Source organism: Terasakiella sp. 4MB5A (assembly GCF_050058155.1).
In the GTDB taxonomy this organism is placed as follows: Bacteria; Pseudomonadota; Alphaproteobacteria; order Rhodospirillales; family Terasakiellaceae; genus Terasakiella; species Terasakiella halodenitrificans.
On sequence record NZ_CP188815.1, the window covers coordinates 1,892,846 to 1,914,815 of the forward strand.

18 protein-coding genes are annotated in these 21,970 nt (G+C 44.9%); 9 read left to right on the top strand and 9 right to left on the bottom strand.

The annotated features are described in order from the left end of the window. Window position 1: 1 nt before the first annotated feature. The 3 genes from ACI0FF_RS08695 to ACI0FF_RS08705 all read left to right on the top strand — a co-directional run bounded on the left by ACI0FF_RS08695 (window position 2) and on the right by ACI0FF_RS08705 (window position 4,255). Window positions 2–1,105: an amino acid ABC transporter permease gene (locus ACI0FF_RS08695; RefSeq protein ID WP_419796478.1), complete on the top strand. Its 1,104-nt coding sequence runs from the start codon at window positions 2–4 to the stop codon at window positions 1,103–1,105. 9 nt (window positions 1,106–1,114) lie between these two features. Then, entirely contained in the window at window positions 1,115–1,936 is an 822-nt protein-coding gene (locus ACI0FF_RS08700; protein WP_419796479.1) for an amino acid ABC transporter ATP-binding protein, read from the top strand. Between the two features lie 108 nt (window positions 1,937–2,044). Then, entirely contained in the window at window positions 2,045–4,255 is a 2,211-nt protein-coding gene (locus ACI0FF_RS08705) for a methyl-accepting chemotaxis protein (RefSeq protein WP_419796480.1), read from the top strand. Between the two features lie 81 nt (window positions 4,256–4,336). Here the strand turns inward: ACI0FF_RS08705 and ACI0FF_RS08710 are convergent, their stop codons facing one another. The 5 genes from ACI0FF_RS08710 to ACI0FF_RS08730 form a co-directional block, all read right to left on the bottom strand. Further along, complete coding sequence (locus tag ACI0FF_RS08710; RefSeq protein WP_419796481.1) at window positions 4,337–4,867, bottom strand: winged helix DNA-binding protein; 531 nt, start codon at window positions 4,865–4,867, stop codon at window positions 4,337–4,339. Between the two features lie 92 nt (window positions 4,868–4,959). Continuing rightward, entirely contained in the window at window positions 4,960–5,793 is an 834-nt protein-coding gene (locus tag ACI0FF_RS08715) for a universal stress protein (RefSeq protein ID WP_419796482.1), read from the bottom strand. 8 nt (window positions 5,794–5,801) lie between these two features. Next, entirely contained in the window at window positions 5,802–7,103 is a 1,302-nt protein-coding gene (locus ACI0FF_RS08720; protein ID WP_419796483.1) for a TRAP transporter large permease, read from the bottom strand. After that, a complete protein-coding gene (locus tag ACI0FF_RS08725; protein WP_419796484.1) occupies window positions 7,103–7,609 on the bottom strand; it encodes a TRAP transporter small permease in 507 nt (168 codons plus the stop codon). The genes ACI0FF_RS08720 and ACI0FF_RS08725 overlap by 1 nt, the downstream gene beginning before the upstream one ends. 99 nt (window positions 7,610–7,708) lie before the next feature. Next, window positions 7,709–8,683: a TRAP transporter substrate-binding protein gene (locus ACI0FF_RS08730; protein WP_419796485.1), complete on the bottom strand. Its 975-nt coding sequence runs from the start codon at window positions 8,681–8,683 to the stop codon at window positions 7,709–7,711. Window positions 8,684–8,803: 120 nt separating this feature from the next. On the opposite strand from ACI0FF_RS08730, the gene pxpB reads away from it, so the two are divergent. Genes pxpB through ACI0FF_RS08745 form a run of 3 tightly spaced genes read left to right on the top strand, consistent with a single transcriptional unit; the run spans window position 8,804 to window position 11,413 of the window. After that, complete coding sequence (pxpB, locus tag ACI0FF_RS08735) at window positions 8,804–9,547, top strand: 5-oxoprolinase subunit PxpB (protein ID WP_419796486.1); 744 nt, start codon at window positions 8,804–8,806, stop codon at window positions 9,545–9,547. Then, window positions 9,547–10,638, top strand: coding sequence for a biotin-dependent carboxyltransferase family protein (locus ACI0FF_RS08740; protein ID WP_419796487.1), 1,092 nt, complete (start codon window positions 9,547–9,549; stop codon window positions 10,636–10,638). The genes pxpB and ACI0FF_RS08740 overlap by 1 nt, the downstream gene beginning before the upstream one ends. 1 nt (window position 10,639) lies before the next feature. Further along, window positions 10,640–11,413 (top strand): LamB/YcsF family protein, encoded by a 774-nt coding sequence (locus tag ACI0FF_RS08745; RefSeq protein ID WP_419796488.1) that lies wholly within the window; start codon window positions 10,640–10,642, stop codon window positions 11,411–11,413. Window positions 11,414–11,419: 6 nt separating this feature from the next. Here ACI0FF_RS08745 and ACI0FF_RS08750 read toward each other — a convergent pair whose 3' ends face one another. Continuing rightward, window positions 11,420–11,875 carry an Lrp/AsnC ligand binding domain-containing protein gene (locus ACI0FF_RS08750; protein WP_419796489.1) on the bottom strand — a complete coding sequence of 152 codons (456 nt, stop codon included), beginning with the start codon at window positions 11,873–11,875 and terminating at the stop codon, window positions 11,420–11,422. Window positions 11,876–12,177: 302 nt separating this feature from the next. Here ACI0FF_RS08750 and putP point away from each other — a divergent pair, with 302 nt between their 5' ends. The 3 genes from putP (at window position 12,178) to ACI0FF_RS08765 (ending at window position 16,231) form a co-directional block, all read left to right on the top strand. After that, a complete protein-coding gene (gene putP / locus ACI0FF_RS08755; RefSeq protein WP_419796490.1) occupies window positions 12,178–13,644 on the top strand; it encodes a sodium/proline symporter PutP in 1,467 nt (488 codons plus the stop codon). Between the two features lie 267 nt (window positions 13,645–13,911). Beyond that, entirely contained in the window at window positions 13,912–14,523 is a 612-nt protein-coding gene (locus tag ACI0FF_RS08760) for a hypothetical protein (protein ID WP_419796491.1), read from the top strand. A gap of 22 nt (window positions 14,524–14,545) precedes the next feature. Beyond that, window positions 14,546–16,231 (top strand): methyl-accepting chemotaxis protein, encoded by a 1,686-nt coding sequence (locus ACI0FF_RS08765; protein ID WP_419796492.1) that lies wholly within the window; start codon window positions 14,546–14,548, stop codon window positions 16,229–16,231. Here the strand turns inward: ACI0FF_RS08765 and ACI0FF_RS08770 are convergent. From ACI0FF_RS08770 to ACI0FF_RS08780, 3 genes are all read right to left on the bottom strand, one after another. Continuing rightward, window positions 16,228–19,344, bottom strand: coding sequence for an efflux RND transporter permease subunit (locus ACI0FF_RS08770; RefSeq protein WP_419796493.1), 3,117 nt, complete (start codon window positions 19,342–19,344; stop codon window positions 16,228–16,230). The two genes, ACI0FF_RS08765 and ACI0FF_RS08770, sit on opposite strands and share 4 nt — an antisense overlap. Next, window positions 19,341–20,399 carry an efflux RND transporter periplasmic adaptor subunit gene (locus ACI0FF_RS08775; protein WP_419796494.1) on the bottom strand — a complete coding sequence of 353 codons (1,059 nt, stop codon included), beginning with the start codon at window positions 20,397–20,399 and terminating at the stop codon, window positions 19,341–19,343. Before ACI0FF_RS08775 ends, ACI0FF_RS08770 begins: the two co-directional genes overlap by 4 nt. A gap of 83 nt (window positions 20,400–20,482) precedes the next feature. Next, window positions 20,483–21,934, bottom strand: a complete 1,452-nt coding sequence (locus ACI0FF_RS08780; protein ID WP_419796495.1) for a TrkH family potassium uptake protein — start codon at window positions 21,932–21,934, stop codon at window positions 20,483–20,485. Window positions 21,935–21,970: the final 36 nt, after the last annotated feature.

Consider the following 21,970-nt stretch of genomic DNA (forward strand, 5'->3'; position numbering starts at 1 on the left):
AATGGGTAAATTCGTTGAAAAAGAAGCGCTCCCACCCCCTGTTTCCACAACAGGTCCAATTGCATGGGTGCGTCAAAATCTTTTATCGTCACCGTTTCATGCGGTGCTGAGCCTGGTGGCTCTTTATCTGTTGATCCAGATTGTGCCGCCGATTATTGACTGGGTCTTTATCAGTGCGAACTTTGCGGGAAATGACCCCAAAGCCTGTACAGGTGAAGGCGCGTGCTGGGTCTTTATCAAAACACGTCTTGGCTTCTTCACCTACGGCTTCTACCCTGATGCGGAAAGATGGCGTGTGGATTTGGCTTTTCTATTGTTGGCGATTGTGGTTATGCCGCAATTTTTCGCTCAAGTTTCCGGGCAGATTAAAAAATGGCTCGGTCTTGCCGGTTTGACAGTTCTTCCGATTATCGTCGGTATCTTGTTGCTGGGCGGTGCTTTTGGCCTCAACCCTGTGGAAACCCACAAATGGGGCGGCTTGATGCTGACATTAGTTCTGTCCTATGTCGGGATTGTGGCGGCCTTGCCATTCGGGATCGTTCTGGCCTTGGGGCGGCGTTCGGAAATGCCGATGGTCAAGATGGTCTGTGTGGTCTTTATTGAACTGTGGCGCGGTGTGCCGTTGATCTCGGTTCTGTTTATGGCGTCTGTGATGTTGCCTTTGTTCTTGCCGGAAGGCTGGGACTTTGAAAAACTGATGCGCGCCTTGATCGGGATTACTCTGTTCCAGTCTGCCTATATGGCAGAAGTGATACGCGGTGGCTTGCAAGCCATTCCGAAAGGCCAGTTCGAGGCCGCCGCCTCGCTGGGGTTGGGCTATTGGCGTTCGATGGGGCTGATTATTTTGCCCCAAGCGTTGAAGCTGGTCATCCCCGGTATCGTCAATACATTCATCGCCCTGTTTAAAGATACGACCCTGGTTTTGATTATCGGTTTGCTGGATATTCTGGCGACGGTTCAAGCCATGATTACCGACCCCGCGTGGCGTGGCGTATCGACCGAAGGGTACATTTTTGCAGCGTTCTGTTTCTGGGTTTTCTGTTTCGGGATGTCTCGTTACAGCCAAGCTTTGGAGCGCAAACTACACACCGGACACAAACGCTAAGAGGATAAAATGACAAGAGATCCCGATGCAATTACAGATACAGTGACAGAGGCGCAATTGCGTGCCGGTCATAATCTGGAGCACGAAGTCGCACAGGAAGACGTAATCCAATTGATCAATATGAACAAATGGTATGGCGATTTTCATGTTTTGCGCGATATTAACCTGAACGTCCATAAGGGCGAACGGATCGTAATTTGTGGGCCTTCCGGTTCCGGTAAGTCCACAATGATCCGCTGTATCAACCGTTTGGAAGAACACCAGCAGGGCCAGATCATCGTCGATGGTGTGGAACTGACCAATGATCTTAAAAATATCGACAAGATCCGCCGCGAGGTGGGGATGTGCTTCCAACATTTTAATCTTTTTCCGCATTTGACCATTCTGGAAAACTGTGTACTGGCGCCGATGTGGGTGCGCAAGGAACCGCGCGCCGAAGCCGAAGCGCGTGCCATGCATTATCTGGAGCGGGTCAAGATCCCGGAACAAGCCCTTAAATATCCGGGTCAGCTTTCCGGTGGTCAACAACAACGTGTGGCGATTGCCCGATCTTTGTGCATGCAGCCGAAAATCATGCTGTTTGACGAACCGACCTCGGCGCTTGATCCTGAAATGATCAAGGAAGTGCTGGATACGATGGTGCAACTGGCCGAAGAAGGCATGACCATGCTGTGTGTGACACACGAAATGGGCTTTGCCAAAACAGTTGCTGATCGCGTAATCTTCATGGCAGACGGACAGATCGTCGAAGAAAACGAACCTCACGAGTTCTTTAGCAATCCACAGGAACCAAGAACTCAGGAGTTCCTGAGCCAGATTATTGGCCATTAAACAAAGAACGAGGCTGGAGGTCATCTTCAGCCTCGATTTTTTTTATTCATTACTATAGCGGGGAGGACGATAACCCTGCATTAAAATAAAATAGGGATCTAGGTCGAGATGTACTGGACAATTCGTAAAATTTTGGCGCTGATCGGTGTGTTTAGCACGGTAGTCGTGATTACGACACTGGTGTGGCTGAGTAATTCATATGAAAAATTTTCGATAAAAAATTTCAATGATACATCAGGTGAAATTGCTTCTTTTCTGGTTCGCCAATCTATCGCTGAACGTTATTATGAAGAACTTTTTCCGATTGTGGATAAGTGGTCACGTGATCGTGTGCTGGTTCAAGGTGCGCGTGAAGGGGATGCCAAAAAATTAACAATTGGTGCTGACGCAACTTATATGACACAGGAAGTCGTTAGTAAGGCCGTGATGTTACAAGGTGTTCATGTTTTTGATAAGGAACTGAATAACATTACCTTTTCTTCTAAAGGAATAGAGGAAACTGTTTTACATAACGATACGATTGTAAGTGAACTGAAAAAACGCGATAAGCAGGCACAACGCAAACCTGTTGCTTACACATGGAAAACAAAGGATGGACATCCTGTCCATAGTTTGATTATGCCGATTGGCGGTTTTAAGGTCGCGGGGTATGTTGAATTCATTACCGATCCAATTCTTCAATTTGCTAATTTGGGGAGCGCGCTATCTGGTGAAGTCAAGTTGTTGAATGCTCAGAAAGACGTTCTCCTTGCCAGTCATCCTCAATCAGCGAAACTGGAAGAAGAAAGCAAGGGTGAAAAAGTAGAAGAAAGTGTAAGCTCCGGTCTGGAAACCTTATTTGTGGATGTACCTGCTTCAACGGGTGAAACATGGATGACGGTTTCGTTGACCCGTGACATCAGTGAATTTAAGAATAATCTTCTGGAAATTCGTAATCAGGCTATATCTCTTGTTTCAATTGCATTGTTGGGTTGTGCCATTGGCGGCTGGTTATTGCTTCGATTTGCGGTTTTTGCCAAGCTTAGAAATTTCGCAAATGCCATGAAGGATTTGGGCGGAGGCAATACGCGTGTTGAAATCCCACCAACTGGAAATGATGAATTTCGAACAATGGCCTCGGCCTTGGAGATGTTAAGAGAAAGTGTCCGTCAAGCTTATCGCCGACAACGCATTATCGAGAATAATGCGTCCTGTATAGTCTTATGCGATTTGGACGGAAATCTGGATTATTGCAATGTTGCAGCCCGTGATTTTTTACGATTTGCAGGTGATGAAGATGTATGCAGTAAATCTGCAGATATCTTTGAACAAGGTGCGGCATTTATTCATAAAATTTCAAATTCAGAAAATTTGCCGTTCAAACAACAGTTTATTTATCAAGATCGGCATGTAGAAGTTGATGCACAGGCTGTTTTGAGTCAGCACGGTGCTCATGTGAACACGATGTTGAGTTGGACGGATGTGACCTTACAAAAACAGGAACGTGAATTTGCTGCGAAAATTATGGAAGAAGTGACGTCAGTTGCACAGATTGTGGCGCAACAAGCACGGAGTTTGGAACAACTGTCGGAATCTTTAGGTGAACAATCTGATGAAACAGTAACACAAGCCCACCAGGCACAGGAAATTTCCGAACGCAATCGCCAAAGTGCGACGAATGCGGCGCAAACAGCGACGCAGTTGAATACAAATTTTTCTGATATGGCGCAAAAATCCAATACTGCAAAAGAAACAGCAGAAACGGCAATTTCTGTTGCTGAAACGGGTAATCGTGCTGTGGAAGAGCTGGAAAGTTCGAGTTCTAAAATTGGTGAGGTGACCCGCATGATCAGTGATATTGCGGCACAAACTCGACTGCTTGCCTTGAATGCGACGATTGAGGCACAACGCGCGGGGGAGGCTGGCAAAGGCTTTGCCGTTGTTGCCGATGAAGTCGGGCGTTTGGCGGGTTTGACATCCAATGCAACAGATGAAATTGCACAGACCATTGCAGTGGTACAAAATCAGGTTATAGATGCTAAATCAGCAATTGAGGAAATTAATAACGTGATTTCACAAATCCATGACATTCAGTTTGAAGTTTCTTCCACAGTTTCACAGCAGGAAAGCTTGACAGTTGAAATTTCTCAAAGCGTTTTGGGGATTACCGATGGGTCCTCTGAAATCGATCAGATTGTAAATGCTGTTGGTGGTGAAGCAGAAAAAACCGGGCAGTTATCGAACGATTTGCGCGGAACGTCGGGTAAGTTGTCTGAGGAAGCCACCAATTTGCAAAGCAATATTGATAAATATCTAAAACATTTGGAAGGGAGTGAGTAAGATTCATTCCTGATTATGTTAGATCATTGAGGGGCAGGGGAGTTTCAACTATATTCGAAGTTCCCCTGCAAAATTTTATGATTATAAAGCGCTTGCGGTTCGGGAAGCTTGATCGTATAGCCCGGACATGCCGCGTAAAAGAGTGGCAACATCGGACAGTTCCAGCCTGTTGTGTTCTACGGCCTTGTATGCACTGACAAGGCAACGCTCGCGAATGCGGCGATATTCGGAACAGACGTGCTGTCCTTCTTCCGTTGTGCTGTAAAAACGTTCTTTTCCTCGTTTTTCACCCTGTACATAACCTGCTTTTAAAAGCTTTTTCAGGGAGTAATTTACAGTGTGCTGATCTTCGATATTTAAAACAAAACAGATGTCGACCAGTCTTTTTTCCTTAGCGCGGTGATTGACGTTGTGCAGAACCAAGACATCCAAGGGGCTAAAATCATTTTCTCCAACGGCAGTCATGCAACGGGTCATCCATCGACTGAATGCATTAAAGGAGATAATCAGTCCATATTCAAACTCGCTTAATTGCCAGCCTTCTTCTGAAGCAAGATGTTCGGAAGAAACGATGTGGCGGGAGTAGGGATAGTCTTCTTTTTTTTCAATCACAAATGCCTCCTGTTATATTTTATCTGTAATTTACGAGCGAAATGACGGTGTTACAAGGGGTGTTTTGCTTATTATGTGACTGTATATCTGTTTTAATGTGACATTAAGACGGGCAATGTTGTGTGTTTGATGATGGAACGTGTGGCGCTACCCAAAACAAGTTCACGCCATCGCGAATGGGCATATGCCCCCATTACGATGATATCACTTTGATGTTCTTGAGCTTTTTCAAGAATAAGGCGGCCAGATCTCTGACCATTGGCTTCAAGGATTTTATGGTGATTTTGTAGTCCCATATCAGAAAGTAAACTAGAGATTTCATCCGGCCGGGCAACGCTGAAAGGGCGGCTACCATCTTCAGTTTTTACCGTGATAATTTCAATACTTTCTGCATTGGTAATAAAGGGAAGGCTGTCGAAAAGGGCACGTGTACTTTCGCGGCCTCCATCCCATGCTATTGTGACACGATTAAAGGCTGGTTTTGCTTTGTAGTCACGCGGAACGACAATGACGGGCCGACCACTGCCAATTAATAAATGGGAAAGGGCTGATTTCTCATCCTGCATTGCACTTGAAGACGTATCGGGTTGACCTGTAACAACGATATTATAGAAACGGGCTTCCCTGCGTAATGCAATAGATGGTTTTTCATTGGCGATTTTAAAGGATGTGGTAATATTGAAATTGCTCAATGTCTGATCAAATTGTGCACGTGTCATAGCAGACGGCATACTGGAAAGATCAATGTTTTTTTGAATTGCGTTTGCCAATGCATCATCAAAAATTTTAAGGTCTGTCGGGTCTTGACCTACAAATAAACCGGTCAAATGTGCATTGAGTTGATCTGCAAGGTGGGCAGCATAAGTCGTCCAGTTGACGCAATGTGCATTGTCGTCTTGATAGACCATGATTTTTGAAAGTTTCATAACAGGCATCAGTTCATGTTGTTTGGAAGCCAAGTAACGATTTCAGGAAAGGCTGTAATCGCACCAACGGCACCAATAAGAATGAGGAAAAACGGAAGGGCTGCTTTGGCAACAACTAAAATATTGCGCCCTGACAAGGACTGAATAACAAACAGGTTGAAGCCGACAGGGGGAGTGATTTGAGACATTTCAACCACAATCACAATGAAGATACCGAACCATAAAGGATCAATTCCGGCAGTTTCGATCATGGGCAAAATAACGGCGGTTGTTAAAACAACAACCGAAATACCATCTAGGAAACACCCCATGACGATGAAGAAAACGGTAAGCGCAGCAAGTAATTGATATTGGCTCAATCCCATTTGACCGATCCAACTGGCAAGGCTGGCAGGAATGCCTGTAAAACCCATTGCGGTTGTCAGAAAAGCTGCGCCAGCCAAAATAAAGGCAATCATACAGGATGTTCGAGTTGCACTCAAAATACCGTCGATAAAGTTTTCTTTTGTCAGATCTCCTGTCATTTTTGTGAGTAAAAGGGATAGAAATACGCCGACGGCGGCCGCGTCTGTAGGGGAAGCGATACCCATATAGATGGACCCGATAACCCCAGCAATCAGCAGTACCACCGGGCCAAGGTTTTTAATGCTATGAAAACGTTGTTTCCATGAGAAGCTTTCGGCGGTCTCTGGCATTTTGTCTTTGTTGAGAAAGGACCAGATGGCGACATAAGCCATAAACATAACGACCAACATGATACCGGGTCCGACACCGGCGACAAAAAGGCGGGCAATGGATTGTTCCGTCGCAACACCATATACAATTAGAATAATGGAGGGTGGGATCAAGAGGCCCAAGGTTGCGGATCCGGCAAGTGTTCCCAAAATCATTTTTTCGTCATAACCACGCCGCTTGAGTTCAGGGATTGATATTTTCCCGATTGTTGCTGCTGTCGCTGCGGATGATCCTGAAACTGCAGCAAAGATACCGCAGCCGATAATGTTGATATGAAGGAGTTTGCCGGGCAAGTTTCCCATCCACGGATGAAGCCCTTCAAACATGTCGTCTGACAAGCGGGACCTAAACAGAATATCCCCCATCCAAATAAAGAGGGGAAGGGCCGCAAGAGACCAAAGGTTGCTGGCCCCCCAAATCGTAGAGGCCATTAAGGGGCCGGTTTGTGATGTGGTAAAAACTTCCATTGCAATGGCAGCAACGGCCAGAAGGGAAATACCAACCCAAACGCCACTGCCCAATAAAGTGAATAAAACAATTAAAATGATGAAGGCAGGCAGGAGAATGTCGCTCATTATTCTGCCCCCAGATCGGCATTTTCTGCCTTAATGAAAAAATCTTTTTGCATAAGTGATGAAATGAAACCATCCAACATGGAGATGGTCATTAATGTTGCCCCCAATGAGAGCGAAGCCTGTGGAATCCAAATCGGGACGGCAATAAGTCCTGTGGAAAGGTCTCCGTATTCATGGGATTCAAGAACCAATTCCCAAGCGTAATAAGCCAGCCAGCCAGTTAAGGCCGTTCCGATGAAAAAAGACCAAATATCAGTGAGCTGTTGTCCCTTGGGACCTAAGCGCTGAATGAATAGATTAACTCGAATATGTGTTCCATGACGAAGGGCATAAGGTAATGAGAGAAAAGAGGCACCCGCCAGCATGAAGCCTGCTATCTCAGCATAAGAAGGGATTGTTAATCCAATTGCGTGACCTGTTAGGGCTGAAGAGATAAAATCAATTAGATTTGCCCCGACTTGTAAGAGTACGATTGAGAAAATGCCAAACAGGAAAAGCGCCCCCATCACGCCCCCTATGGCATAAAGTTTGTCGAGCATAGCCCTCATTTTGAAACCTCCGCATAGAATGATGGCGAAGGGAAATACCCCTCGCCATCTATCGTATTATTTATTGTAAGTTGCCAGAATTTCCTGACCATCAGCACCGGATGCTTTTGCCCAGTCCGCAGTCATTTCGCTACCGGCTTTTTTCAAGCCGTTAAGCAAGTCGGCCGTCGGTGTGGAGACCTTCATGCCATTGTCTTGCAAGATTTTAATTTTAGCGGCTGTTTCAGCTTGGCTGGCTTCCCAACCACGTGCTTGGGCTGCTTTGGCAGCAGCGTCGATTGCTGACTTTGCGCTGTCAGATAACTTGTCATAGGCTTTTTGGTTTACAACAACGATGTTTTTCGGGATCCAAGCCTGTACATCCACGAAATTGGATACAAAATCCCATGCTTTGGAGTTTGCGCCCGTGGAGGGGGAGGTGATCATGGCGTCAACTTGACCTGTTGCAAAAGCTTGGGGAATGTCAGGAACTTCAACTTGAGTGGGAACCGCGCCGGACAGGCGTGCCAAACGTTCGGTTAAGGCATTGTATGCCCGCATTTTAACCCCTTTTAAATCTTCTAAAGAATTCACTTCTTTTTTGGCATAAAGACCTTGGGGTGGCCAAGGAACAGAGAATAAAACTTTCAGGCGCTGTTTTTGCAATTGTTCTTCGATGATAGGACGAGAAGCATTCCAGAGACGTTGAGCATCCGTGTAATTTGTCGCAAGAAAAGGAATTGAGTCGATACCGAAGGCCGGATTTTCATTGCTGAGACGAGAGAGGAAGAATTCACCGATTGGAACAAGTCCTTTGCGAACAGCGTTTTTAATTTCTGGATGTTTTACCAACGAGCCTGCGCTGTGAATTTTAATATCAAGTTCGCCATTTGTTGCCGTACGAACATCATCGGCAAAGGTTTTGATATTGACGGTATGGAAATTACCGTCCGGGTAGGGGGTCGGCATATTCCATACATCTTTCGCAGACGCTTGCCCGCCTAATGCAATCAGTGCTGCCGCAGCAAGTGCAAGCTTCGAGAATTTGAACATTTAAGTTACCTCCATATTATAACATCGTCATAACAATGATAAAATATTGACAAAATGTCAAAGAAATTTTAATTTTATATCGCTGTTACGATGGTAAATATAAATTTACGAGGTTTTCTAATGGATTATCGGGTTTTGAATCTAGGTGATCGCGCCATAACTTTCGAGTTTGGCTCCGTTATATCCCGACGCGTAAACCACCATGTGTTAGGTGTACATGCAAATTTAAAAGAATCGATTTCCGGCGGGCTCGTAAAAGGTATTATTGAAAGTGTGCCGACATTTTGCTCATTGACCGTACATTTTGATCCAACTGTTTTGTTTCCTGAAGAAGTAGTGAATTTGGTTGCCCCTTATATAGAAGAGGGAGAGAGCGATTTAAACACGGCGACGAAATGGTTTTTCCCTGTATGTTATGACGATATTTATGCACCTGATTTAAAAGAAGTCGCTGACAGGACAGGACTGTCGAAAGATGAGGTGATTTCTATTCATCAAGGAACGGTTTATGATGTCTTTATGTTAGGTTTTTTACCGGGGTTTGCGTTTATGGGATTGCTGGATGACCGTTTGTGTTTGCCGCGCCGTTCCCAACCTCGTACGGCAGTTCCAAAAGGGTCCCTTGCCATCGCAGATCAACTGACGGCTGTTTATCCTTCGGAAAGTCCGGGGGGCTGGCATTTGATTGGACGCATGCCGATTGATTTATTTGATGCAAAACGCAAAGAACCAGTCTTGTTAAAAGCAGGTGATCAAGTTTGTTTTCGTCAAGTATCGGTCCAAGATTTCGAGGACATTCAACAGGCATTGGTAATCGGAGAATATGATTATTCTTCTCTTTGTCAGGGAAAAGAGGTTGCCTGATGAAGGGTGCTTTAGAAATAATCTCTCCCGGTTTTCAATCTTTTATTCAGGATAAAGGACGAACTGGGTTTCAAGAATTTGGGGTTCCTATTTGCGGTAGTGTGGCACCCCATTGGATGGAGTTGGGCAATCATTTGATTGGCAATGTTGCGGATGATGCTGGAATTGAATTTCGTGTTTTAGGCCCAACATTAAAAGCGGTGAATGAGCCTGTTAAGCTGGCTGTTTGTGGGAATGTGGAGATCGAGATTATTTCCCGTGGTGAGGCCGAAATACATACCCATAAAGTTACTGGGTGGCGAAGCTTTACGCTTAATCCTGATGAGGAAGCTAAAATTGGCACCTTGGAACAGACCGTATCTGGTTTTATTGCGTTGTCCGGTGGGGTGGAAGTCAAACCAGTAATGGGAAGCAAATCGACATATGTACGTTCTGAACTTGGTGGTTTGAATGGTAACTTCTTAAAATCCGGTGATTGTGTGAAGCTAGGGGGAAGTTCCGTCAAATTGGCGAATGAGGCTGATAAACTTTTGCCATCCCCTCCCGCTGGAATCGTTGATCGGGTGCGTGTGGTGCTGGGGCCACAAGAAGACTTTTTTGAAGAAGAGGTAGTCGCTCAATTCCTGGAAAACTTTTATACAATCAGCAAACAATCCGATCGGATGGGGGCAAGATTGGAAGGAGACCTTCTTCATCATAAAAAGGAGAAAGGAAGTCAAATTATTTCGGATGGCGTGACCCCCGGTGCAATACAGGTGCCGGGAAACGGTCAGCCTATTGTCTTGTTAAATGATGGGCAAACAGTTGGTGGTTACCCCAAGATTGCAACGGTTATTTCGGCTGATTTGCACTTGATTGCAAATTCATTGCCGGGCACGCAATTGCGTTTTGAGTCTGTATCTGCGCATGCAGCCTGCATTATAGCAAGACAGGCGCGTGAAGAATTAGAACACATGAAACGGTCTATCGTTGCGGCCAGTGCCAATGGTTTTATTAATCTCAAAGCCCTTTATGAAAGCAACTTGATCGGTGGTGTTGTTGATATGGGGCGACCAGATCACTTCCCCGGTCACCTTGACGGAGATATTTGAAATGAAAATGATTAATCTGAATGCCGATCTTGGTGAAAGCTTTGGTGCATATACAATGGGTAATGATGAACTGCTTTTGAAAGCCATTAAATCTGCAAATGTGGCCTGTGGTTTTCATGCCGGTGACCCATTGGTTATGCAACAAACGGTGTCTATGGCACTTGAGAATGGTGTTTCTATCGGGGCGCATCCTGGTTTCCCGGATTTACAAGGTTTTGGTCGGCGTCCTATGCAAATGGCCTTGAATGACGTTTATGCGATGATTGCTTATCAAATTGGTGCGCTTTCAGCAGTCGCCGCATCACAAGGTGGTAAAGTAACGCATGTTAAACCGCATGGTGCTTTGAATAATATGGCTTGTGAAGATGCTGATTTAGCCTCTGCGATTTGTCGTGCTGTTAAAGATGTTGATAAAAACTTGATCTTTTTAGCGCCAGCATTATCGGAACTTTCCCTTGCCGGGAAAAGGGCTGGTTTGAATGTTGCGGAGGAGATTTTTGCTGATCGGGCCTACACAAATAAAGGAACCTTGGTGAGCCGAAAGATCGAAGGGGCTGTGATCCATGATGCTGAAATATGTCTTAATCATGTGATGAAAATGGTGGAAAAATCGGCTTTGGTGTCAATGGATGGCAAGGTGTTGAAAACCGATATCCACAGTATTTGTGTGCATGGTGATACACCGAAAGCCTGTGATACGGCGTCCTATGTGTTAAAGGGCCTTGAGGATCAGGGCTTTAAAGTGTGTCCGCTGGATCAAATGAAGCTTGCGTGACAATTTTTAAAATAGACTGTGGGCGATATCTTTTACGTCTTCCATGACAACGAATGTACTGGTTTGTTGCACAAAAGGAAGCCTTGAAATTTTTTCACCCAAGACCGTTCTATATGTTTCAATATTAGCGGTCCGTACTTTTAACAAATAGTCAAAATCCGCAGCAATCATATGACATTGTTCAATTTCAGGGATTTCGCGCACAGCATCATTGAAAGATTCAAGTGCATTGGAACGGGTATCGGTGAGGGAAACTTTTACAAAAGCGACATGTTTTGCCCCAAGCTTTCCTTGATCAAGGATAGCCATATATCCTTTAATATATTTCATCTCCTCTAATTTGCGCATTCTGACTTGGCAGGGGGTTTTAGAAAGCCCGACACGATTTGCCAGCTCGGTTACGGTTATGCGACCATTGCGTTGTAATTCTCTTAAGATCGACAGGTCAAACTTATCTAACATGATATCGCCCTTTTTTGACTAATAAATAGTCATATATGTAGAGAGTGTTTTGCAGATTATAATTCTTAAATAGTATTACTTGTTACGTTAATATCCTGTTTTTGATTATTCAAAAAGTCAAATATACTAAAAATACCTAAAAAATAGAGATATGAACTTTGATCAAACTGTTAGTCTTGGCAACCGTTGCACATGAGTCGCGTTATCTTCGGGGGTAGCGAAGGGATGACGCCGGAGGGCCGACCACAAAGGCCGGATGATGTAAGGCATATAAATACAGTTTAATAAGGGTTTATATCTGAATGATTACTTTTACTTTCGTTATATATTTGGTGTTGATGCTGGGGATTGGCCTGTACGCTTATCGCCGTACGCAAGATTTGTCTGACTATATCCTAGGTGGGCGTAATCTGGGTCCGTTACCCAGCGCATTAAGTGCAGGTGCATCTGACATGAGTGGCTGGTTGCTTATGGGCTTGCCTGGTTATGCGATGGCAGCTGGCTTTGGTTCTTTCTGGCTTGCCGGCGGTTTGCTGGTCGGAACATGGCTGAACTGGCTTTTGGTGGCTCAGCGCTTGCGCGTTTATTCGTTTCGTGCAGACAATTCCTTGACCTTACCCGCATTTTTTGAAAAACGTTTTGAAGATAGTGGCCATGGTTTACGTGTCGTTTCAGCTATTTTTATCCTCATTTTCTTCTTGTTTTATACAAGCTCCGGCCTTGTTGCCGGTGGGAAACTTTTTGAAACAGTTTTTGGTTTTCAATATGAAATTGCGGTTATCATAGGGGCCGTTGCGGTTATTTCCTATACGATGTTCGGCGGGTTCCTTGCTGTTTCCTGGACGGATGTTGTGCAAGGCTTATTGATGGTTGGTGCCTTGCTGATCGTTCCGTTGGTGGCAATGGGGGAAATTGGTGGCTTGAGTGGCACTTTGTCGGCGATTGAGGCTAAAAACCCTGAACTTCTGAATATGTTCACGGAAGCAGATGGTTCTTCCATTACGCTCATCGGTACGCTTTCGCTTTTGGGGTGGGGGCTTGGTTATTTTGGTCAGCCGCACGTTTTAGCCCGCTTTAAAGGGATCAAAAGTAAAGACGCTGTACCGTCTGCGCGCCGAATTGCCGTTCTTTGGACAGGGGTATCCATGATTGGTGCCTGTTTAATTGGTCTGGTGGCGATTGGTTATTTACCTGATGGACTAGGCGATAGCGAGACTGTCTTTATGGTTCTGGTAGACGCAATTTTCCATCCTGTCGTTGCCGGTATTTTGCTGGCGGCTATTCTCGCGGCGATTATGAGTACGGCTGACTCTCAGCTTCTCGTTTCCTCTTCCGCCTTGGCTGAAGATTTTTATAAAGCGTTGTTTAACAAAGAAGCGTCTCAAGAAAAACTAGTTATGGTAGGGCGCTTGGCCGTTGTTGGTATCGCCATTATTGCGACCGCACTGGCAATGGATAAAGATTCACAGGTACTTGCGCTTGTTTCATATGCATGGGCCGGGTTTGGTGCGGCATTTGGTCCTGCACTCATCCTTTCTCTTTATTGGAAGAACATGACAAAAGCTGGTGCCTATGCAGGTATCATCGTCGGTGGTGTAACGGTTGTGGTATGGAAGCAGCTTTCTGGTGGATGGTTTGATCTTTATGAAATCATTCCGGGAATTTTATTCTCTTTCATAGCGATTTTAATTGTGTCCAAGATCAGCACACCGCCGTCTGACAATGTCCAGACTCTCTTTGATGAAGTTGAGGCCGAGGTTAAATCATAACATTGATATAGCTCGTTCTATCAACTTTGTTGCAGATCGTTGAAAGCCCGTCCTTTTGTTGAGGATGGGCTTTTTTTTTGCCTTCAAGTTTTGAAAATCACTTAAAAACCAATTTAAGTTGCATTTTTACTATTGTATGTAAAACTATTTAGGGAATTATCCATATGGTAGAATTTTTTTAGCATAAAAATCTTTTTTATATATATGCTAATGTTGACATCGCGTTGGTCCTTGCTCAAGTATGAATATATCGGGAGGAACAAGTCGATGAAAAAAGTGTGTATTATTAGTAAGTTCATCTTTACTTTATTGTGTTTTCTGACTGTAAGTCATGTATTCGCCCAACCGGCACCACCACCTACGTCTATACTGGATCAAGCGGCAATTGCACAAATTAAAGAATGGTTGAAAAACCCCGTTGTGGAGATGTCGATCAGTGCACAAAACAAGCGTTATCAAACTTTACCCCAAGAAGAAGTTGATAAATTAGATAAGCAGTGGCGCGCAGAACGTGAAAGTGATGATCAACCCCTTATTGCCGCGACACTAAGCAGTCCCTTATCAAGCTATTTGACACAAATTCAGGCTGCATCCGGTGGCTTGTTTACAGAAATATTTATCATGGATGCCAAAGGATTGAACGTGGGGCAAAGTTCCATCACGTCAGATTTCTGGCAAGGCGATGAAGGAAAGTTTCAGAAAACATTTCCGAATGGTGCTGCCGCTGTGTTTATTGATGAGCCAGAGTTCCACGAGGGCAGTAGTACCTGGCGCACTCAAGTTAATTTGACCGTAACCGGGGCAGATCAAAAACCGATTGGTGCGGTTACTGTTGAATATAACCTGACGGAACTGGCACGCCGTCGCGGCATGCTTTAAGCGATAAGAGAAGGAACCTAATATGCAGTTTTTACGTCATATGAAAATCGCTCAAAAGCTAAGTTTGAGTTTTTCAATTCTTATCGTGGTCACAGTTCTCATGGCCATTATTTCTTTTTCGGCGATTAGTGAAATTAAGTCCGCTGAACATGAGAGCGAAAATGCCCATGAAATGGAGACAACTTATCAATTATATCAACAGGCCTTTTCTGAACAACGTCAGGGGCTTTTATACTACTTGTTGACGGGTGACCGGTCAGGTTTAAAGGAATTTAACGACTTTGGTGTTGTCGTTACCAAGCACTTTAAACACCTAAAAGATTTATCAAAGAACTCAAAGGCCGTGGATGGGCAGGTTAATAAGCTCGGCGAATATTATGGTGAATGGGTGACGCTCTACGCCTCGGAACAAATTCGTTTGATGAGGAATTACCTTACCGTCAACCAAGCACGAGCCGTTGAAGTAACGGGCTTGCCTCAGGAAGTTATTTCTAGGTTTGATCATACGGCACGAGAGCTTTCAAACAATCTCATGAAGATCGCGAAAGAAGCATTGTTAACTAAAGAAACTGCAATGACGCGTTTTTCGACAACCATTATCATTTCTGTCGGGCTGTTGATTGTTGCGGCCATTTTCTTTGGTATTGTTCTGACACGAGTCATTGCCGGACCGATTGGACGTATGACGAATGTTATGGGTGATTTGGCTGCAGGGCAGTTGGATACAGTGGTCAATGGCGCTGATCGTCGCGATGAAATTGGTGGTATGGCAAAAGCCGTTGAAGTCTTTAAACAAAATGCGATTGAACAACGTGAACTGCAAGCCAAGGAAGCAGAACAACAGGAATTAGAACGTCGTCGACATGAGAAAATGGAAGAACTTGCCAAGAATTTTGACGAAAAAATGAGAGTTGGGCTTGATATCGTGAGCTGCTCGGTCGCAGAGGTCATGGAATCAGCATCAACAATGGCAGGAAATGCGATTGAAACAGGTACTTTGTCTCAAGATGCATCAACTGCAATTGAAGAGGCTAGTGCAAATATTCAGACGGTTTCTGCAGCTTCGACAGAGTTGTCTTCATCAATTAATGAAATTTCAAGACAAATGTCGCAAGCATCTGAAGTGTCCCGTGCGGCAGTTTCAGAAGTGGAAATGGTAAATTCACGAGTTGTTGCACTAAATGAAGCGGCAGTGAGCATTGGTCAAGTTGTTCAAATTATTAGTGATATTGCGGAGCAAACAAACTTGTTAGCGCTGAATGCGACCATTGAATCTGCACGTGCTGGTGAGGCTGGTAAAGGGTTTGCTGTGGTTGCTAGTGAAGTGAAGAACCTAGCAACACAAACGGGGCAGGCCACGAGTGAAATTAGTCGTAAAATTGATGAAATTCAGCGTGAAACCGGGGCTGCAGCAGATGCTGTGCTTGGTATCGGGGAAACTATTCGCAAGATCGATGAGCTGACAGCTGTTGTTGCCACTGCTGTTGAAGAACAAGGGGCTGCAACCAGTGAAATTGCACGTAATGTCGACGAAGCTGCTCGGGGGGCCAATGAAGTTTCGAACGTCGTTCTCTCTGTTGCCAAAGCGGCTGAAGAAACAGGTAAACTTGCAGAAGGACAACAGACGACAGTTTCTGATTTAGGCAATAACAACGATGGCCTGAAAAATGATATCAGCAGCTTCTTAACTGCGGTTAAACAAATTTAAAAAGCTTGCTCTTCTTGTCGCAGTTCTTCTTCCAGTGCTTTTTTTACAGATGATCTTGGTTGTGAAAAGCCTGCAAGAAGACTGTACAAGACGGGTGTTAGAAATAAAGTCAGGAACAGGGCAAGCCCTAATCCACCAACGATAACCCAACCGATTGCAATACGACTTTCTGCACCGGCACCTGTTGCAATGACCAATGGTACAGCACCAAGAATCGTTGAGATTACGGTCATAATAATAGGGCGGAAACGCAAAATTGCAGCTTCTTTAACGGCATCACGAACATTCATTCCTTCGTCACGCAATTGGTTGGCAAATTCAACGATTAATATGCCGTTTTTAGCCATAAGCCCGACCAGCAACAAGATGCCGATCTGGCTGTAAACGTTTAAGGATAAGCCTGCCAGCATCATGGTGTAGACCGCTCCCGCAATCGCAAGGGGAACAGATAGCATAATGACGAGAGGGTGAATGAAGCTTTCAAATTGGGCAGCTAAAACCAAGAAAACAATAACGAGTGCCAATATGAAAACAGTTTGGATACCCCCGGATGTATCTTTAAAGGTTGCGGATTGTCCGGCGTATCCAATTTTTGCATTGAGAGGAAGAAGTTCTCTTGCAGCCTCTTCCATATAGTTGACGGCTTGTCCGAGCGTGTAATCCGGTGCAAGCGCAGCCTGAATAGTGATGGAAGGCAAACGGGCATAACGACGCAATTCAGCAGAGGCCGCTGTTTCTGTCGCTTGCACAAGGGCGCCGATTGGAACCAATGCCGAAGGATTGCTTTTATCCGGGCGAATAAAGACGTTTTCTAGGCTATTATACGTCTTTTGATCCTCTGGCTGGATTTGGGCGACAACGGAATATTCCCGTCCGCGATCCACATATGTGCTGATTTCTTTAGAGGCAAACATAACCTGAAGAGTTGTCGCAATTTCTTGTGCATCAATACCCAGATCATATGCCCGTTGTCGGTCAAATTGGATGTCCAGTTGTGGCTGGTTTTCTTCATAATCCATTTCTGGATTGACCAGACCTTCATTGAGTTTAGCTTGTTCCAATAAAATATTGGCCCATTGTTTCACCTGGTCGAAATCTGTTCCGCCAACGACGATGCGTAAAGGCGTGGAGTTCCCGCGTAACCCCAAGCCTGCTGGGCTGGAAACAGAGGCACGTGCACCCGGTAAATCTTTAACTTTCGGGCGTACACTGTTGACGATTTGATCCTGAGTTTGATCACGTTCGTCCCAAGGGGCCAATCGCATGACAACAAAACCACGATAAGGGCGGTTCCCCCAGCCAATGATTGTGTAAACGGATCGGATATTACCCTTTTCCACCTGTGGGGCGAGCATCCTTTCAACTTGTACGGCCTGCTCATCTGTATAGGAAAGGGTGGACCCTTGTGGCGCTGTCATCGGGACAAAGGCGACGCCGCGGTCTTCACGCGGGGCTAGTTCTCTGGGCAATTCCTTATATATGCCGATAGCACCCAAGCTGAAAATCAAGCAAATAGCGAGGATGAAATAGGGGTACTGTAGGGCCTTTTCCAAAAGGTTTCTATATATTCTGCCGATCCTTGATTGGGCGAGGAGGTGGTCGTCATCTACAATCCCATCGGCAATCTCAGATTTTTTGGGTGCTTTAATAAGGCGCGATGCCATCATGGGGCATAAACTCAAGGCGACATAAGTTGAAATGGCAACAGCGGCTACCATAATCAGCCCGAATTCACTGAAAAGCCGCCCAACTTGCCCCCCTAAGAAGGAAATCGGAATAAAGACGGCGACCAATGTGACTGACGTTGCCAAGACGGCAAAGGTGACTTGCTGAGTACCGCGCATAGCAGCAACGATTGGTGTTTCGCCGCCATCGATGCGCCGCTTAATGTTTTCCAGAACGACAATGGCATCATCAACAACCAAGCCAATTGCTAAAAGCAGGGCGAGTAAGGTGAGAACATTGATAGAAAAGCCAAAAAGCGCGATCAAGGCAAGGCAGCCAATTAAGGCCACCGGAATGGTGACAACGGGGATGAGAGTTGTACGCAAAGAGCGCAAAAATAGTAAGATAACCATTACAACGAGGGAGAGGGATATAATAAGGGCTGTGATCACCTCTTCAATTGAGGCTGAAATAAACAATGCATCATCAGAACCGACGATGACTTCCATCCCTTGCGGCAGGTTGTCTTTCAGGCTCTCAACTTTTTGACGGACCAATTGTGAAATGGCCATCGTATTTGCCTGACTTTGCCGAATAACCTGTAGACCGACTGCCGGTTTTCCATTGGCGCGCAGGATGAGATCATCATTTTCCACCCCTTGTTCGATTTTTGCGACATCGCGTAGTCGTACGGAGTAGCCATTTACCTTGCCAAGGATGATGTTTTCAAATTGTTTCGGTGTGGAAAGGCGTGCGTTGAGGCGAAGTTCAAGCAAACGATTTTGCGATTTGATTTCCCCAGCCGGGAGTTCGATATTGTTGCGTTCTATCGCATTTTTAATGTCGCTGACGGTTACGTTGCGTGCGGCCATCGCGCGCCTGTCCAGCCATACGCGGATGGCATAGCGACGTTCCCCTCTGATATCTACACTGGCAACACCTTCCAAAGTAGACAAATGATCGATGATATAGCGTTCGACATAGTCCGTAATTTCTTCCGGCTTATGGCGGTCTGATACAACAGCAAGACGCATAACCGGGTCAGCATCACTATCGCTTTTTACAATAGCCGGTTCATCGACACCATCGGGAAGTTTTGAACGAATGCGTCCAACTGCATCCCTAATGTCATTGGCGGCTTCGTCAATATCACGCCCTGTCTCAAACTCAATGACGGTTCTGGCCCGGCCACGACGGCTTTGTGATTGAATGGACTTTACACCGGAGACGCCGGAAATTGAACTTTCAATCACTTCGGTGATATCGGTATCCACAATTTTGGGTGAAGCACCGGTGTAATAGGTCGTAATCGTGATAACAGCAGTATCTACATCTGGGAGTTCTCGAATGGGGATTGAGAAAACAGAAGCAATACCTGCGGTGATGATGAGCAGACTGGAAACGATTGCAAGAACAGGTCGCCGAATTGAAAGTTCAGAAAGTGTCATTGGGTCACCTGTGTGGAACTTTCATTTAAAATGTTCAACGAACTACCATCTTTGACTTTTTGAATACCGCGTATGATGACCAGTTGATTTTCATTTAAACCTTCAAGAACTTCTACCCAACCGAATGCGCGCCGCCCCAACTTAATGGATGTCTTGACGGATTTGGAATTGGTACCTTCTGTACTGACCGCAAAGACATAATTTTGCGCCCCATCAATGATCACGGCTTCTTCGGGAATACTCAGAACATCACTGGCTTCCAGAATAAGGCTGAGTCTTAAAAACATGCCTGCTGGTAGCTTCCCATCTTCATTTTCAATAACCGCACGGACCTTGAAGGAACGGGAATCTGCATTGACGCGGGTATCAATCGCTTCGACTTTCCCCTTGAAGATTTGATTTTCAAACGCGGCGGCCTCTGCCAAAATAAAGGTTCCGATGTGAATTTCTGCGTATAGTGTTTCAGGTAAGAAGAATTCGACCTTTATAGAGGAAAGGTCGTCAAGCAAAGCGATGGTTTGGTCTTCTTTGATATGACTGCCGATTTCGATGTCTGAAAAACCGATACGACCAGAAAAGGGTGCTTTGATTATTCGATCTTGTAAACGCCGTGCCGCACGTTCGCGTTCTGCCCTTGCAATTTCAACTTCGGATTCAAGTTTATCCACCATCGAAACAGCAACAGCATCTCTTTTACGTAATGATTTCGATCGTTCCAGTGAGCGTTGTGCTTCACGTAATTTAGCTTGAGATTCAGCGAGGTCTGCGCGCTCAATCTCTTTGTCTAATTCAAGTAAAACATCATTTTCGTTTACAAACTGGCTATCGGCAAAGGTGATTTTTCGAACGATCCCCTCACTGATGGCCATGATTTTAACGCTTTTGTTGGCTTTGGTCGTGCCAACGGCTTCCACAATTGTTTCAATGTTTCGATATTTTGTGGGCGCGGTTTCAACTTTAATCCCTGCACCTTCTTCGGCGGATGCAGGAGGAATATTGTTTTGAATAAGAAAGGTAAAAAATATGAAAACAATAGCTTTGATAATGGGAAGCATTTGAAGACTTTTCGATAGCGTTAATTTGTAGAAAAGTTATGTTATTTTATTGTTTCCCGCTAGCAAATAATTGGCTGCATTTATCAATGATGCCAAAAGCTCGGTTGCAATAAAACGATAATCGTAACGTATTCCAATCGCCCTAAAATCATTCCAATATCAAGGATCCATTTTGCAGAGTCTGGCAGAGATTGGAAATTTCCGGCTGGTCCGATAATTGATCCCAATCCCGGGCCAACATTCGAAAGAGCGGTTGCTGCACCGCTGAGGGCTGTTACAAAGTCAAGGCCTGTAAAACTCAGAGAAGTTGAAATAACGGCAAAACTAATGATCAGCATGAAAATGTAGATCAAGACAGATTGGCTCAATTCGTTATTCAGAGGTTTTCTATCGATCTTTTGAAGGAATATTCCATTGGGATAAATGAGTTTTCTTAATTGTTGTAGGCACGATAGCCACAAGACATGAAAACGGAACATTTTTACACCTCCTGCTGTGGACCCTGAGCAACCACCAACAAAGGTGAGAAAGAAGAAAAGAACTGGTGCGAATGCGCCCCAGAGACTGTAGTCTTCAAACGCATATCCAGTTGTTGTGATGACGGATATGACGTTAAATGTCGCAAGAGTTAAGGCTGTAAAAAAGTCTTGTGTTCCTGCTGCTTCATAATACAGGTAAGCACATATAAAACTTACAGTAGAAACGAATGCAACATAGATTTGCACTTGTGAATCCAGAAAAAATAAAGTCCACTGGCGCTTCTTCAGGGAAAATAACATCAATGAAAATGGGACAGAGCCTAAAAACATAAATACGGAGCCCGTCCATATAATCCCTTTGTCCGGAAATGCGGCAAATGATTGATCTGTTGTCGAAAAGCCGCCTGTAGAAAGCGTCGTCATAGCATGCACGATGGCATCAAACATGCCCATGCCTTCAAAATAGTATATTAGCGCACATAAAATTGTCAGGCCCGAATAAATCGCAAAGACACCAGTGGCAATATCTTGAATCCGGGGGAATATTTTTCCAGCAGTCTCGGAAGATTCTAGTTTAAAAAGCTGCATACCGCCGGTTTTTAGAACCGGAAAAATGGAAATTGCCATGACAACAATGCCAATGCCGCCAATCCATTGCAATAAGGCACGCCATAACAAAATACCAGGAGGTAGGTGTTCTAATCCGGTAAGAATTGTGGCGCCTGTTGTGGTTAGGCCGGAGATGGTTTCAAAAACGGCATCTGTAAAGGTCATATCCTGAGAAGACCAATAGAAAGGCAAAGCCGCATAAAGAGGTAATAAAATCCAACAGGCCACAGTAAACAGATAGCCGTGTTTTAGGGAAAAATGAGAACTATTGCGGTCACGTACAGTGAAGAGCGCTAAACCTGAAAACAAAGTGGCGATGGCACTGAGTTGGAAGGCTTCCCACTCCTTGTTGTGGACAATGTAATCAAATAAGGCTGGAACTTCCATAGCAGCAGTCAAGGCGAAAAGAAGACCTGCTATCGGTGAGAATAAAGGGCGAAGAACCATTTTCTGACTACATTCAAAATCCCCCGTTAACGCTTC